The organism is Massilioclostridium coli (genome assembly GCF_900095865.1).
In the GTDB taxonomy this organism is placed as follows: Bacteria; Bacillota; Clostridia; order Oscillospirales; family Ruminococcaceae; genus Massilioclostridium; species Massilioclostridium facile.
This window is the reverse complement of the sequence record NZ_FMIZ01000007.1, coordinates 258,800-275,319: the sequence shown is the minus strand read 5'-3', so window position 1 is coordinate 275,319 and position 16,520 is coordinate 258,800. Positions and strand designations below refer to the sequence as shown.

The 16,520-nt window shown below is 39.8% G+C and carries 13 protein-coding genes; 4 read left to right on the top strand and 9 right to left on the bottom strand.

What is annotated here, in order from left to right; genetic code table 11:
* Nucleotides 1-656 precede the first annotated feature (656 nt).
* From BQ2683_RS06705 to BQ2683_RS06675, 7 genes are all read right to left on the bottom strand, one after another.
* Nucleotides 657-2,687, bottom strand: a complete 2,031-nt coding sequence (locus BQ2683_RS06705) for a bifunctional 4-hydroxy-3-methylbut-2-enyl diphosphate reductase/30S ribosomal protein S1 (RefSeq protein ID WP_069988249.1) — start codon at nt 2,685-2,687, stop codon at nt 657-659.
* Nucleotides 2,688-2,698: 11 nt separating this feature from the next.
* Nucleotides 2,699-3,295, bottom strand: a complete 597-nt coding sequence (locus BQ2683_RS06700; RefSeq protein ID WP_069988248.1) for a lysophospholipid acyltransferase family protein — start codon at nt 3,293-3,295, stop codon at nt 2,699-2,701.
* Between the two features lie 15 nt (nt 3,296-3,310).
* Complete coding sequence (cmk, locus tag BQ2683_RS06695; protein WP_069988247.1) at nt 3,311-3,976, bottom strand: (d)CMP kinase; 666 nt, start codon at nt 3,974-3,976, stop codon at nt 3,311-3,313.
* A gap of 16 nt (nt 3,977-3,992) precedes the next feature.
* Nucleotides 3,993-5,231, bottom strand: coding sequence for a BaiN/RdsA family NAD(P)/FAD-dependent oxidoreductase (locus BQ2683_RS06690; RefSeq protein ID WP_338061272.1), 1,239 nt, complete (start codon nt 5,229-5,231; stop codon nt 3,993-3,995).
* Nucleotides 5,232-5,239: 8 nt separating this feature from the next.
* A complete protein-coding gene (locus BQ2683_RS06685) occupies nt 5,240-6,124 on the bottom strand; it encodes a MurR/RpiR family transcriptional regulator (RefSeq protein WP_069988245.1) in 885 nt (294 codons plus the stop codon).
* A gap of 682 nt (nt 6,125-6,806) precedes the next feature.
* Complete coding sequence (locus BQ2683_RS06680) at nt 6,807-7,337, bottom strand: FumA C-terminus/TtdB family hydratase beta subunit (RefSeq protein ID WP_069988244.1); 531 nt, start codon at nt 7,335-7,337, stop codon at nt 6,807-6,809.
* 9 nt (nt 7,338-7,346) lie between these two features.
* Entirely contained in the window at nt 7,347-8,318 is a 972-nt protein-coding gene (locus BQ2683_RS06675; protein ID WP_069988243.1) for a hypothetical protein, read from the bottom strand.
* A 262-nt stretch (nt 8,319-8,580) separates the two neighbouring features.
* Here BQ2683_RS06675 and aroB point away from each other — a divergent pair, with 262 nt between their 5' ends.
* From aroB to ilvD, 4 genes are all read left to right on the top strand, one after another.
* A complete protein-coding gene (gene aroB / locus BQ2683_RS06670) occupies nt 8,581-9,645 on the top strand; it encodes a 3-dehydroquinate synthase (RefSeq protein ID WP_069988242.1) in 1,065 nt (354 codons plus the stop codon).
* Nucleotides 9,636-10,913 carry a 3-phosphoshikimate 1-carboxyvinyltransferase gene (gene aroA, locus BQ2683_RS06665; RefSeq protein ID WP_069988241.1) on the top strand — a complete coding sequence of 426 codons (1,278 nt, stop codon included), beginning with the start codon at nt 9,636-9,638 and terminating at the stop codon, nt 10,911-10,913. Before aroB ends, aroA begins: the two co-directional genes overlap by 10 nt.
* A complete protein-coding gene (gene aroC, locus BQ2683_RS06660; RefSeq protein ID WP_069988240.1) occupies nt 10,885-11,991 on the top strand; it encodes a chorismate synthase in 1,107 nt (368 codons plus the stop codon). Before aroA ends, aroC begins: the two co-directional genes overlap by 29 nt.
* Nucleotides 11,992-12,089: 98 nt before the next feature.
* On the top strand, nt 12,090-13,754 hold the full coding sequence (gene ilvD / locus BQ2683_RS06655; protein ID WP_069988239.1) for a dihydroxy-acid dehydratase: 1,665 nt from the start codon (nt 12,090-12,092) through the stop codon (nt 13,752-13,754).
* A gap of 556 nt (nt 13,755-14,310) precedes the next feature.
* Here the strand turns inward: ilvD and BQ2683_RS06650 are convergent.
* Nucleotides 14,311-14,592, bottom strand: coding sequence for a helix-hairpin-helix domain-containing protein (locus tag BQ2683_RS06650; RefSeq protein ID WP_069988238.1), 282 nt, complete (start codon nt 14,590-14,592; stop codon nt 14,311-14,313).
* Between the two features lie 214 nt (nt 14,593-14,806).
* Nucleotides 14,807-16,477 (bottom strand): 2-isopropylmalate synthase, encoded by a 1,671-nt coding sequence (locus BQ2683_RS06645; RefSeq protein ID WP_069988237.1) that lies wholly within the window; start codon nt 16,475-16,477, stop codon nt 14,807-14,809.
* Between the last annotated feature and the right edge of the window lie 43 nt (nt 16,478-16,520).

Here is a 16,520-nt window from a genome sequence, read left to right as displayed (position 1 = left end):
TATTATAGCATCTCATTATACAATTTTCTATTGACAATTTTTCCAAAAACAAGTAAATTATTTTATATTTTCGATAAATATCATAAATATAATAGAAAATTTTTATGAATGGAAACCATACAACGATGAAAAAATGAAACATTTATATGACAACTTTCTTTTTTAAAAAATAGCAAACATTCAGGAAATTAATTCCAACATATGATATTACAACAAAGTGTTCCGACCAAATTTCTCCTATTTTCTAAGACTAAAAGTAAAAATTTTTATGGTTCACTTCTATCAACAAAAGTAAACTATTTTTCATCGTTATAACCGCTAAAGCTAGTGGCTTGAAGAAACCCTAAAAGGGTCTATTACCGGCTAGTACCTTACAGTACATTGAATATTTTGTCACTGGCATTAAATTCATAAACGAAAAATTCATCCACTTAACAACTTTTTCTGTTAGTTTTCCAGCCCGTTTATTCCTAACTTGTTTCATCTACTACTGGAATCTAAACTCTCTTTTACGGAAACTTCTACCGACAGAGCCGATGGTTTCCATAACAGCAAAAAGCGCATGCCTGCGTTTATGCAAACATGCGCTTTTTCTTTTTTATCACAAAAATAATTTTTACTTTATGAACTGTAAAATCTATAGTTTAAATAAACTATTATTGAATTTCTACACCTTCAATATTTGCTACAGCTTCTTTCAGTTCTTCTTTTTCGGAATCAACTTCATCTGTTTCTTCTGTTTCTGCTGGAGCTTCTTCTTCCAACAGGGCACGCATAGATAAGCTAATGCGTTTTTTGTCCAGATCAATTTCCGTAATTTTAGCGTCTACTTTTTGGCCAACAGACAGAACATCTGCAACTTTTGCAATATGCTGGTTAGCGATTTGAGAAATGTGAATCAAACCGTCAACACCTGGAATGATTTCCGCAAATGCACCAAATTGAGTTAAAGAAACGATAGTTACGTTTACAACCTGGTCAACCGCATAATTGTTTTTGAAGATTTCCCATGGATTATCTTCTGTTTTTCTGTAACCCAAAGAGATTTTTTTCTTTTCTTCATCAATATCTTTTACATATACTTCTACAGTATCGCCAACTTTAACAACATCGGAAGGATGTTTGATTTTAGTCCAAGACAATTCTGTGATGTGGATCATACCGTCAACGCCGCCCAGGTCAACAAATGCGCCGTAATCGGTCAGGGATTTTACAGTACCAGTATAAGTTTTGCCAACTTCTACTTCACTCCAGAATGCTTCCGCTTTTGCTTTTTTTGCTGCATTCAATACCGCTCTTACAGATGCAACAGCACGTCTGCGGTTTGGATTTACTTCAATTACTTTGAATTCCACTTCTTTTTTCAAGAATTCTTCTGCGTTTTCTACACGATGGTCAGACAGCTGGGAAATTGGAATAAAGATTTTAACGCCATTGGTCAATACCAAAGCACCGCCGCGAACAACATCGGTGATAACACCGGATAAAGTTTTATCTTCATCTTTTGCAGCAATGATTTCATCAAAACCTTTTTCAGCATCCAAACGTTTTTTAGACAGGGTAACAATACCATCCTGGTCATTTACTTTTAATACAACCAGATCAATCTCATCACCTTTTGCAACAATCTCTTCTGGTTTTGCGTTTGGATCATCGCTTAATTCAGAAGATGGAATAAAGCCAGACTGTTTGCCACCAATATCTACTTGCACTTCATTTTTGGCAATAGAGGTAACAATACCTTTAATTCTCTTTCCTGTATATAGTCTTTCTGCCTGTGCTTCTGATTGTTCCAGCAGCTCGGCAAAGCTCAGTTCCTCTGTAGGCTGATCTTTAATAATTTCACTCATGGTTTCTAGAACCTCCTTAATGATATAGGCAGGAGTAGAAGCTCCTGCTGTTATGCCAACCCTTTGGGCGGACATAATAAGACTAGGGTCAAGCTCGTCCTTGGTCTCAATCAGGACGGCATTGGTGTACTGCAAGCACACCTGCAACAGTTTCTTAGTATTCGAACTGTGGCGTCCGCCAATCACAACCATCAAATCAGATTGCTTGGCAAGCTCTATAGCTTCTGCCTGGCGCAAACTAGTCGCATTACATATTGTATCAAATATTTTGAGATTTGTACATAGGTTTTTCGCAATTTCTACGCATTTTTCCCATAAAGATACTTGAAACGTGGTTTGTGCTACCATAGCAGGAGCTTTTTTCACAAATTTTTCAGTATTTTTTAGTAAATCTTCCAATTCTTCTGGGGTTTGGAATACAAAACTCTCCCCTACACAATGCCCTTGTATTCCCTGTACTTCTGGATGCTCAGGATTTCCCGCAATCAAAATAGGATGGCCATTGGAAGATTCCTGAAAGACAATCTTATGAATTTTTGCCACAAACGGACAAGTTGCATCATTATAAGTAAGCTGATGTTTCTTTAAAGAATGATAAACAGATTGTCCAACGCCATGGGAACGGATAACGATAGTCTCATCTTGGAAAGCCTGCTCTGGTTGCTCAATAATGCGCACCCCTTTAGTAGACAAATCCGCAACCAATTGGGGATTATGGATAATAGGCCCCAAGGTGCAAACTTTTTTTCCTTGTTGGATTAAATCATAGACCAGGTTGACACCACGGTCTACCCCAAAACAGAAACCAGCTGTTTTTGCTAATTTTATCTGTGTCATAACCCTTTTCCTCACTGATAATGCAGTTCCGCAATATGGTCCATAATCATCCGGCTGGCAGCTTTAATCTCAGCAGGTGCTGGTTGTTCCCCCAAATGAAGATCTTCACTGGGGATAGGAGTTCCATAACGGATGGTAACTTTTGTTCCAGGACGGTGTTTTAAGGTACTATAAGTAATTGCCGCTGGTACTACAACAGCGCCGGTTTTACAAGCGATCATTGCCGCACCGGATTTTGGCTTTAACAGTTCCCCTGTTTTGGAACGGGTCCCTTCTGGAAATAAAGCCAGAATCTTTCCCTCTTTAATTGTTTCCAAAGCCTGGTCAAAAGCAGCAGTATCCCCTTTCCCTCTAGAAACAGGAAATGCTCCTAATTTACGGATAATAGGAGCCAAAATTGGCTTATGGAACAACTCCTCTTTCGCCATAAAAGTAAGCCTGCGTTTTTTTAGTTTCAATGCCAATAATGGAGGATCCAAATAAGACTGATGGTTACACACCATAATAAAGCCATGGTCTGGTACATTCTCTATCCCTTCTACTTTAATCCGGTAAAAGATAGGGAACAACACATTTAATACTTTCTGTCCAAATTCATAAAAGCCCATAATTGATTCCTTCTGTTAGTTCAATTTATTTTTTACCAAATCCAATAAAGCCTGGATGGATTGCTGTAAATCCAAATGGGATGTATCCAATAAGACAGCGTCTTCCGCCTGTTTTAATGGTGCTATTTCCCGATGCGAATCATTGTAGTCCCTTTGTTGAATATCCGTTAAAACCTCCTGGTAAGAAACAGCCTGTCCTTTTTCTTCCAACTCCTTACAGCGACGTTTAGCACGTTCCTCTGCGGAAGCAGTCAAAAAGATTTTAACATCGGCGTTTGGCAATACCACTGTACCAATATCACGGCCGTCCATCACCACATTGTTTTTCTTTGCCATATCTTTTTGTAAATCCAACAGGAACTGGCGTACTTTAGGGACGGCGGAAACAGCGGAAGCGGCCATAGAAACCTCCGGTGTGCGGATCAGGTCAGAAACATCTTCTTTTCCCAAAAAGACCCGTTGCTCCCCTTGAATAAACTTCAGCTCAATTTGAACATTTTCCACATTGAAAGCAATTGCTTCTGCATCCTGTAATGAAATTCCATGCCGAATCATGTATAATCCAATAGAACGATACAACGCACCGGTATCTACATAGATATATCCCAATTCTTTCGAAGCTGCTCGGGCAATCGTACTTTTTCCAGCACCGGCAGGTCCGTCAATCGCGATTGAAACCATTTTATTTCTTCCTTTCTTATTCCGCATTTAACCCAGCCAAATAGCCAGTAGACCATGCGATCTGTAAATTATACCCACCTGTATAAGCATCTACATCTAAAATTTCCCCAGCAAAATATAACCCTGACTGTATCTTAGATTCCATTGTTTTAGGGTTCACCTGGGAAACATCCACTCCACCAGAAGTAATAATCGCTTCTTCTACTGGGCGAAACCGTTCCGGTGTCAGCTCAAAATGTTTGAACAGATAGCATAGACGCTCTCTCATTTCACGGGTAATCTGATTTCCTTTTAAATCAAACGGAATTCCACTGCGTTTTGCCATAACAGGTACCATTTTTGCCGGAAGCAATCCACGCAACAAATTAATAAAATCCTTGTTGGATTTTTCAGAAAAATCTCGGATGAGCCTGGCATCTAACTGTTCTGGGGAAAGTGCTGGTTTTAGGTCGATTTCCATCTGATATTTTCCTGACTGCATCTCCCTCATATGAGAGCTTGCGGACAGCACTAATGGTCCAGAAATTCCGAAATGGGTAAACAGCATCTCTCCCATTTGAGAATAAACAACCTGTTTTGAACCTGTTTTTGTCACAGTTAAGATAACATTCCGCAGGGATAGTCCCATCATTTCCTTGCAGCCATCCTGCGGGTTGGTTTCAATTGGTACTAAAGAAGCAGTTACCGGTGTAATACAATGCCCCAATTTTTCGGCAATCAAATACCCATCCCCTGTGGAACCAGTCCTTGGATAGGATTTTCCTCCCGTTGCGACCACAACAGCATGACAGGGAATTACTTCCTCTGTCGTTGTTTTCACACCAACAATTTTATTTTTTTCAGTCAGTACTTTTTTTGCCCGTTTATGCAGTAGTTTAACTCCACAATCTTTGCAATACCGTTCCAAACAGGAAACAATATCGCCAGCACGGTCAGAAACCGGAAATACACGATTTCCACGTTCTGTTTTTAAGGGAACGCCAAGGCTTTCAAAAAAAGAAATAGCGTCTTCCGCACTAAATTGGGAAAAAGCGCTGTACAAAAACTTTCCGTTTTTCGGGACGTGGGCAATCAGATTTTGTAAATCACTGTTATTAGTAACATTGCATCGGCCTTTTCCTGTAATCAGTATTTTTTTACCAACACGGTCATTTCGCTCTAATAGGACTACCTGTTTGCCATACATTGCAGCTGTACTGGCAGCCATCAAACCTGCTGCCCCCCCACCAATTACTACAAGATCTGCCATCCGAATAACTCCTTTTAGATGTCTTTGTTTTCCATCTTCTCTCTATTCTTCGCATATACTTGGTATTCATCCCAAATATACTCTAATTTCTGATAGGTAGTGGAAATTTCTTCTCGCTTTTTCAATCCAACAGCAACCACTAAGGCATTAACCAAACTCAATGGTGCCACTAAGCTATCAATAAAAGAAACCATATCACTTCTCGCCAGCAATAAACTATCCGCTTTTTTCGCCAAAGGGGATTTAGGACTATCCGTAATTGCCACAACTGTACCGCCGCAATCTTTCGCATAGCGGAACGCTTTTACTGTATTGTTGGAATATCTAGGAAAACTGATTCCGATCAATACATCTTGTGGTTCAATCCGCATAATCTGCTCAAACATTTCACTAACGCTGGTAGTCTGCACCAAACGGACATGTTTAAACATCTGATTAAAATAAAACCACATAAAACTGGCTAACGGAGCTGCGCTCCTAGTACCTATAATATAAATAGTTTCTGCGTTTACAATACTGTCTACCGCCCGTTCAAAATCTTTCCGGGATGTTTCTTCCAATGTTTTACGGATCTTTTCAATATCCAGATTTAAGACTTTATCCAGTACATCATCCTGGCCAATTTGTTCATCAGTCACTTGGATCCTCTGTACAGAGGTAAGGCGGTTGCGAATCATTTCGTGCAATGCCTTTTGCAGTTTTGGATATCCATCAAAACCAATCTCTGTTGCAAAACGCACTACTGTGGATTCGCTGACGCCAACAGTGGCGCCTAATTTTGCAGCAGTCATGAACGCTGCTTTATCATAATGATTGAGGATATAGTTGGCAATTAATTTTTGCCCTTTGGAAAAACTGCCCATATTTAATTCTATTAGTTCCAGCAGATCCTTTTCCATCACATAACCTCCCAAGTTTAATCTTATTTTATTTTAGAGGTTTTAAGAGAAGATGTCAAGGAAAAACCTGCGAAATTTGCAATTTATACAAAGAGCTTCATTCATTTTTCATTTTATATTCCTGATATCAAAAGAAATATTTCCGTTTATTTCTATGTTTTTTTAATGATCCACTGTTTTTTTTCATAACGATATGCAATTGATTTTTCATAATCATTCAACGAAACCGCAAGAGATATCAATCAAACTACAAATGGAGTTGATAGCGAATAGAAGATCTATTATCAGCTAAGATAAGTCGCGATTCAAATCCAGTTTTCATGAATTATAATTATATACTATAAATAGTTGTTCTCCATAATATTTTGTAAAACAGCTACTATAAAAAATTGCTTTTGCCAAATACATCTTTTACTCTATGTTAACGTTAATCTCCCCATGATGAGCAGATTGGACAGAAAGTTTATATTTTTCTTTAAAAACATCAAATTTTAAATCCTATCTGATGTCAAACAGCTACAAAACGAGAAATGTCTGTAAAATATTCTTTTGCAAAAGCAGTTGCCGAATGTACTACATATTACCTGTGGTCAGTAAAAAATAGGCAGTAGTTCAAAATGTGACAGGAGAGTTACATAAAACAAAAAATACCCATCCTTTTCCAGGACGGGTGTTCTATATTTTAATGTTCAAAAATATTGCCTCCGTGGCAGTCAATCGTCACGGTTAGAGGGAATTCATCAAATATCAATTCTTTTACCGACTCACAGCCAAGGTCATCAAACGCAATTACTTTACAAGAAGTAATGTGTTTGCATGCCAACGCACCAGCTCCACCAATTGCACAAAGATAAACTGCCTGGTTCCGGATAATCGCATCAATTACTTCCTGGTTGCGCTCCCCTTTTCCAACCATAGCCGCTAGACCCATGTCCAATAATTTTGGAGCAAAACGATCCATCCTGCTCGAAGTAGTAGGACCACACGATCCAATTGCCATACCTGGTTTCGCAGGAGTTGGCCCTGCATAATAGATGACCGCGCCATCCATTCGGAATGGAAGTTCTTTTCCCTGCTCCATATATTCAAATATCCTTTTGTGCGCGGCATCACGGGAGGTATAAACCACCCCAGAGAGATAAACCCGATCCCTTACATTTAATGTTGGCGCAAATTCTTTTAATTGTTCTGTTGTAATATGATATTCTGCCATTGTACTTCCCTACTTTAAAAATTTTTTAATTGCTTTTTTGTATTTTTTGGTTGCCTCGGTAACCGATGGCGTACCTTTGGTGGTAATTGTCAAATTTTCCATTTTATCCTTTGCGGTTTGCACAGACTCAGTAGCGCTATCCAAATGGGAAACAGCTTCGCTCACTTCTTTTTCCAGGTTCCGCTGTAACGCCTCTAAGTCCTGGCGGAACTGTTCCTGTGTTTTAGGGTCTACTTTAATTTTGGGTGCATGGCGTTCCAGCTGTTTGCCAGCAGCATCCGCTATAATCTGTTTTGCCGTCTCGTTAGCGTGTTTAATAATCTCGTTGGCTTTTTGTTCTGATTGCACCATGGTATTATCTAACTCCTGTTTAGAGCGCTCTACAATCTGTTGTACAGAAACAGCTGCCTTTTTCATGACTTCAGCAGCGTTTTCTTCCCCTTGTTTGACAATTTTAGCTGCATCTTCTTCCGCTTGCTGGATTCTGGTGCTGTACTCCTGTTCCACTAACTGTTTGGCTTCCTGCACCATCTGGTTGGTTTTTTCTCTAGAAAGTTGTTTTGCTTGTTCTACCATTTCCTGCTTTTTCTGTTCTAATCCACGTTTTTCCAATTCCAAGGACTGGTACTGGGATAAACGGTCTTCATAAACCTGGATTTTATATAAAAGCTGACGGTTTTTTAACTCTACATCGTCAATTTTATCCTCTTTTTGGCGCAGCTCAAATTGACTTTGCTCTTCCATTTTCTGAACTTTATTCCGATATTTTTGAATTTGCACAATGGATTCCCGGCATTTCGTTTTCGTGGACTCCAATTCCTGCTTCGTTTGTTCCAATACCGCTTTTGTCTGGTTCAATTCCTGTTCCAGCTGCTTGTTCCTCTGTTCATATTCCCCAACCATTTGGTCAATAAACGCCAAAACATCCTGTTTTTTAAATCCACCAAATAGCGTTGTTTTAAATCTATCCAAATAATCCACTGTTGTTCCCCGCCTTTAATATTCCATCCCAATGTGATATTCTTTTTCTTCCTATATTAAAAAGAAACCCAATCTAATTATTTATTATATCATCAATCCAATACAGTTGGCAACACTTTTTCTGTCGAACGCTGCTTCAAAAATAATAGAAAAAACCGGTTGATTCCCTGCGAAACAAGTTGACGAATCTTGGATTTTTTAGTAACATGTAAATATATAATCTTTGTTACATATTTTAACTTAGAAGAAAGGCTGCGATCCTATGAAAACAATCTCGGTAAAAACAGGAGTTCCTTATGAGATTTATATCCAAAGGGGAATCCTCCAACAAACAGGCAGTTATACCCGAACTATTACGGATTCTGACCATACTGTTATTGTAACAGATGATATTGTAGACAAATTATATACCCAACAGGTAAAGGCATCTTTAGAACAGGAGGGTTTTTTGGTGGATGTATTTGTATTCCCTCATGGGGAATCCTCCAAATCCATGCAAACCCTTTCCAATCTTTTTAACTTTTTAACCGAAAAACAGATCACCCGCAAAGATTTCATTGTTGCACTGGGCGGTGGTGTAGTTGGGGATCTAGCTGGATTTGCTGCGGCCAGCTATTTACGGGGAATTGATTTTATACAAATCCCTACCACCTTCTTAGCACAGATTGATTCCTCGGTTGGCGGGAAAACCGCAGTGGATATTGAGGCCGGCAAAAATCTAGTAGGCGCATTCCATCAACCCCGCTTAGTCCTCTGCGACCCGGACAGCTTAAAAACATTATCTGATGAGATTTTTGCGGACGGTGTAGCAGAAGCCATCAAATACGGCTGTATTCAATCGGAAAGTCTATTTGATACCCTGTTGAATGGAGATATTCAAGCCCATTTGGAAGAGATTATTTTTGAATGTATTTCCATCAAACGGGATGTAGTAGAACAGGATGAGTTTGACCGTGGGCAGCGGATGTTATTGAACTTTGGACATACCCTGGGCCATGCCATTGAAAAAATCTATCACTATGAAACCTATACTCATGGCCAAGCTGTTGCTGTTGGGATGTGCCTTATCACCAATCTAGCGGAACAATATGGGTTGACCGAAGCAGGATGTTCCCAAAAAATCAGACAAGCCTGTGAACGGTATCACCTTCCAGTAGAACTGAATCTCTCTCCAGAAAAATTGGTACAAAACAGCTTAAATGATAAAAAGAGAGAAAAAAGCAACTTAAATCTGATTTTGATCCACACCATCGGCAAAGGCTATATCTATCGGGTGACGGTAGAGGAATACAAAAAATTTGTTTCAGGAGAATATCAATGCAAGTAGTATTTTCACCATCCCAACTTGACGGGAAAATTACCATCCCCCCTTCTAAAAGCCTTTCCCATCGCGCTATCTTATCCGCCGCTTTGGCAAATGGAACCAGTAAAATAGAAAATATCATCCTTTCAAAAGACATTGTCGCTACATTAGATGCAGTAAAAGCGTTGGGGGCAACATATACCATCTCTGGAAACACAGTAACTGTCACGGGAATCCAGTCTCTTGCGGAACAGGCAACCATTGATTGCTGTGAATCCGGTTCTACCCTCCGGTTTTTCATCCCAATTGTTTCATCCCTTGGGGTATCCGGTACCTTTTTGGGAAAAGGTAAGCTTCCGACCCGACCTATTACCCCTTACCTCACCGAAATGTCTAAAAATGGCGTGGTATTTGACTACCATAACACAATGCCTTTTTCGGTTTCAGGACAATTGCAGCCGGGTGACTACCAAATTGATGGGGATATCAGCTCCCAGTTTGTTACTGGCTTGCTGTTTGCCCTTCCTCTATTAAACGGAGAAAGCCAAATTCATATCAATGGAAAACTGGAATCCAAACCATATGCGGATATGACGATTGATGTGCTACAGCAGTTTGGTATTCAGGTAATGGAAACAGAGTACGGTTACCGGATACCTGGAAACCAAAGCTATCATCCTCATGATTACCGTGTTGAGGGGGATTTCTCCCAAGCTGCGTTTTTCGCAGTAGCTGCCGCCGGAAAAGGTAGTGTATTACTACAGGATTTAAACCTGGATTCCTCCCAAGGGGATAAAGAAATCCTGACAATTATTAAATCCTGCGGCGCAAAAGTAGAGCAAAAAGAAGATGGAATCCTTATTTCCGCCACTCAGGCATTAAAACCATTTGAAGTAGACGCTTCTGATATTCCAGATTTAGTCCCTATTTTAGGGGTATTAGGGAGCATCTGCCAAGGAAAATCCTGGATTACGGGGGCAAAACGGCTCAAAATCAAAGAAAGCGACCGGCTAAAAGCAATTTCTGACTGTTTAAATACATTAGGTGGAAAGTTAACCCCTTATGAAGATAAATTAGAAATCGATGGGGTTGACAGTTTTCATAGTGGAAATGTCGATAGTTTTAACGACCATAGAATCGCCATGTCTACCGCCATTGCAGCACTGTTCTCGGATGGACAAGTTCAGCTAAACACAGCGGAAAGTATCCAAAAAAGTTATCCTGAATTTTATCAAGACTACCAATCATTAGGAGGGATTGTCAATGTCATCCATATGGAATCGAACCATTAAACTATCTATTTTTGGGGAATCTCACGGTGTAGGCATAGGTGCGGTACTGGATAACCTGCCACCAGGGGAACCAATTGATATGAACCGCGTGCTACAATTTATGGCACGACGTGCCCCCAACAGCAAAAAATCCGGTTCTACCCCCCGCACCGAAGCAGACCAACCGGAAATCCTTTCTGGCATGCTAGACGGGCATACCACAGGTGTTCCCCTTTGTGCTGTTATACGGAATACCAATACCCGCTCTGTAGATTATGGAAACATCACCACATTAGCACGTCCAGGACATGCGGATTTTACCGGAGATATCCGGTATCAGGGGGCAAACGATATCCGGGGTGGAGGACATTTTTCCGGTCGTTTAACCGCACCATTGGTATTTGCAGGGGCAATCTGCCAACAGATTTTAGAGCGCAGGGGTATTTACTGTGCTGCCCATATCCTTTCTATCCATGGGGTCAAAGACCAGGCTTTTGACACAGTTTCCCCTGATTTAGAGCAGATGTTGACTATCCGCACCAAAGATTTTCCAGTGATTGATGAAAAAGCTGGGAATTCCATGCGAGTAGAAATCGAAAAAGCCCGTTTAAATTTGGATTCTGTTGGTGGAATTATTGAGTGCATGGTTACGGGAGTACCTGCCGGAGTGGGCTCCCCTATGTTTGATGGAATGGAAAACGATATCGCTTCGATGATATTTGGCATTCCGGCTGTTCGTGGAATTGAGTTCGGTACAGGTTTTGGAGCAGCGGAACTGCTTGGCTCCCAGCACAATGACCCCTTCTATATGGATGGCGATACTGTCAAAACAAAAACCAACCACCATGGCGGTATTCTAGGCGGCATTACCTCAGGAATGCCAATCCATTTTAAAGTGGCGATCAAACCAACTGCTTCAATCTCCCAGGAACAGGACACTGTGGATTACAAACAGCACAAAGATGAAAAACTAGTAATCCATGGTAGGCATGATTCCTGTATTGTGGTCCGTGCTGTTCCTGTAGTAGAAGCCGCTGCGAATATTGCTGTACTTTCCCAACTCATGCAACATAATGCCCTAGAACCATTGGAAAAATAAAAATTTTTGTAGAATTCCCTTGACATCATTTGTTAGACAACTTATAATAGTTGTTATACAACACGTTATAAAATTCTTCTGGAAAGGAAGTTATACTTATGAAAAGTGAATCTATCATCAATGGCGTACAAAATGCCCCTCATCGTGCTTTGTTTAATGCACTGGGCTTTACAAAAGAAGAAATGGAACGTCCTTTAATCGGGATTGTTAGTTCTTATAACGAAATCGTTCCGGGACATATGAATATTGACAAAATCGTAGACGCAGTAAAATTGGGTGTTGCAATGGCTGGCGGTACTCCTGCTGTGTTCCCTGCAATCGCTGTCTGTGATGGGATTGCTATGGGACATCAGGGCATGAAATATTCTTTGGTAACCCGTGATCTCATTGCTGATTCCATTGAAGCAATGGCAATGGCCCATGGTTTTGACGCTTTGGTTATGGTACCAAACTGTGATAAAAACGTACCAGGTATGCTGATGGCTGCCGCACGTTTGAATATCCCTTGTATCTTTGTCAGTGGCGGTCCAATGTTAGCTGGTACTGTAAACGGATGTAAAGTAAGCTTCTCCGCTGCATCCGAAGCAGTAGGGGCATACAACGCTGGCAAAATTTCCGCAGACCAGCTGGAAGAATTTGAAAATAAAACATGTCCAACCTGTGGTTCCTGTTCCGGTATGTACACCGCAAACTCGATGAACTGCTTAACTGAAGTATTAGGGATGGGATTGCCAGGAAATGGAACCATTCCAGCTGTTTATTCCGAACGTATCCGTCTGGCAAAACATGCTGGTATGCAGATCATGAAACTGGTAAAAGACAATATCTGTCCTAGAGATATCATGACAGAAGGCGCATTTCACAACGCTTTGACTATGGATATGGCAATTGGATGCAGCACTAACAGCATGTTGCACCTGCCTGCTATTGCTCATGAAGCTGGCATTGAATTAAATCTGGATATGGCAAATGATATCAGTGATAAAACGCCAAATATCTGCCACCTTGCACCTGCTGGTCCTCATCACATGGAAGACCTATATGAAGCAGGCGGTGTATATGCGGTAATGCACGAAATCAATAAATTGGGATTATTAAAAACAGAGCTTATCACCTGTACTGGTAAAACTGTAGCGGAAAACATCAAAAATAGCTTTAATAAGAATCCAGAAGTAATCCGTCCTGTTGAAAACCCATATAGTACAACTGGTGGTATTGCTGTATTAAGAGGAAACTTAGCACCAGATTCCTGCGTTGTAAAACGTTCTGCTGTTGCTCCAGAGATGCTCAAACACAGTGGCCCTGCAAAAGTATTTGACTGTGAAGAAGACGCAATGGCGGCAATCAATGGCGGTAAAATTGTGGATGGCGACGTTGTTGTGATCCGTTATGAAGGTCCAAAGGGCGGTCCAGGTATGAGGGAAATGCTTAACCCAACTTCCGCAATTATGGGCAGGGGCTTGGGCAGCACAGTTGCCTTAATTACAGATGGCCGTTTCTCCGGCGCAACCCGTGGCGCAGCAATCGGCCATGTTTCCCCAGAAGCTGCTGTGGGTGGTAATATCGCATTGGTACAAGATGGCGATATCATTGAAATTGACATCATGGCAAACACCATCAATTTCAAAGTAAGTGAAGAAGAATTGGAAAAACGCCGTGCCGCATGGGTTCCAAAAGAACCACGTATCAAAACCGGATATTTGGCACGTTATGCTTCCTTAGTAACCTCTGGCAACCGTGGCGCTATCTTGGAAACAAAATAAAATTTGCCTTAGTTTATCTAAAGGGATTTAATATTTATATAACTCATTTCTAACAAAATAATCTCCATTAATTTTCAATAAAAACAATAAGCACTATAGGTATTACCTATAGTGCTTATTGTTTTTTATATCTGTTTTTAAATAATTTTTATCCACATTGCTTATTTTTATCTGGTTAATTTTGGTAGGTTTTGCTCTTGTAATGCAAATATAAAAGTACAATAATAAAGATTGAAATATATGAAATAATAAACGGCAAACGATATCATAATAAATGCCGCCATTTTTTCAAAATTCGCATAGTCCCCAATTAAGTTTACAAAAAACTTTAATGATACTCCTTAATATAACACTCCCTGCTTGACTAGAAATCGGAATAAACGAGTTATATAATACCTAAAGTATAAAAATATATAGTTTATTCTATCTTTTCATCTATTTATAAGCCTAAATTCAAAAAGTAGAAATAATTTTAATATCAATTAAACTTATGTTTTAAAGTTTTATCAGTCATTCTGTTTACGATAGTTTTGATTAACTCTATAGTAATACAAAACTATAACAGGGATTCATTTTCTGGATATTTCTTATCTTTCCAGTACCACCACTTTAGCTTTTCTGGATCATGTGTTTCATTTTCCGCATAATATACTGCTAAACGAAATACATACAATGCGCACCGATCTTCTTGGAAGCCTTTAAACGCACAATCCTGTAAATATAGTTCTTCTGGATTTTTTCCAACTAAATCAGCAATACACATAATGCCAATATTATGGAGATGTTGTTCTATTCTCTTCCCTATTCCAGGTATTTTTGTTAAATCGCTTGATTTCATACTACTGTTTTCCCCTATTCACGATTACTTATTATCGGATTTTTACAAGCCTGTTTCGTTTTTGATGATAGCTATTTTCAACTCACCACATAACAAACCTAATTCTATTTTTCTTCTAAAAAAGAACCCATCAATATATTACATCCAATAACAAAACAAATCAATTAGCTTATACAAAAAATCCCTCTATCCACAATGGATAGAGGGAAAATTTCTATTGTTTTTCTACATTATTTACTGCACTAATTAACGCCATAATAGAAGCATTGATAATATCGGTATGAATTCCAACACCCCAGAAAATGTGTTCATGGTCATCGGTAATTCCCACATAAGCAACAGCCTGAGATTTTGAACCAAGTTCTAAAGCATGTTCATTATAGGTCAAATTGGTAAAGGAAATATGTAGGCGTTCCTGCAATGCATTGCTTACCGCATCTAAACGGCCGTTTCCGCGCCCTACCAGAGTTTCCTGTTTTCCATCGATCTCCAGAGTAATAAATGCTTGCATTTCTTCTTTTACGGTGCCATTTGCAAAATGGCATTCCACCATTTTAATAGGAGATTCCAAATTGACATATTCTTTTTTGAAAATATCGTATACTTCGTTTGGTAATAACTCTTTATGCTGATGGTCGGATACATCTTTTACCTTATAGCCAAACTGTTCCCGCATTTTTTTCGGTAGGTTATATCCATAATTGTGTTCCAACAGATACCCAATGCCGCCTTTACCAGATTGGCTGTTAATTCGGATAACATCAGTTTCATATTCACGTCCAACATCCTTTGGATCAATTGGCAGATATGGAACTGTCCAATATTCGGTATGGCCTTCTTCCCTCCATTTCATGCCTTTGGCAATTGCGTCCTGATGGGAACCGGAGAATGCTGCAAATACCAGCTTACCACTGTATGGCTGACGGTCATATACTTTCATCCGAGTCCAACGTTCATAGTTTTCTACAATATCAGGCATATTGGTAAAGTCCAAACCTGGGTCTACCCCTTGGGAATACATATTCATTGCCATGGTGACAATATCCACATTACCAGTGCGTTCCCCATTGCCGAACAGAGTGCCCTCAATACGGTCAGCCCCAGCAAGCAAGCCCATTTCAGCATCCGCAACACCACAGCCACGGTCATTATGAGGATGCAAGGAGACGATTACATTTTCACGGTATTTTAAATGGTTGCTCATGTATTCCACCTGGCTTGCGTATACGTGTGGCATAGACATGGACACAGTAGCAGGCAGGTTGATGATCACTTTATTATCCGGTGTTGGCTGCCAGATATCCAGTACCGCATTACAAATTTCCAGCGCAAATTCCATTTCTGTTCCGGTAAAACTTTCTGGGGAATATTCAAATCTAAAATTGCCTGGTGTTTCAGCCGCATATTTATTTAACAATTCTGCGCCATCTGTGGCAATTTTAATAATTTCCTCTTTGGATTTACGGAATACCTGTTCCCTCTGTGCCAAGGATGTGGAATTGTACAGGTGTACTACTGCCTGTTTCGCACCTTTTAACGCTTCAAATGTTTTTTTAATGATATGTTCACGGGATTGTGTCAGCACCTGGACTGTCACATCATCTGGGATCAGATTCTGTTCAATTAGAGTACGCAAAAAAACAAATTCTGTTTCGGAAGCGGCTGGAAATCCGACTTCAATTTCTTTAAACCCTAATTTTACAAGATAATTAAAAAATTCTATTTTTTCATCCAGGCTCATTGGAATAATCAGTGATTGGTTTCCATCACGCAGGTCAACGCTACACCAAATAGGAGCATAGTCAATACTATCTTTTTTTGCCCAATCCATTGGCATTTCAGGTGGGAGAAAATACCCTTTTTTATATTTTTGATAATTTTTCATGTAAAATCATTCCTTTCTTTATTGGATGTATCATCTTCTTTAT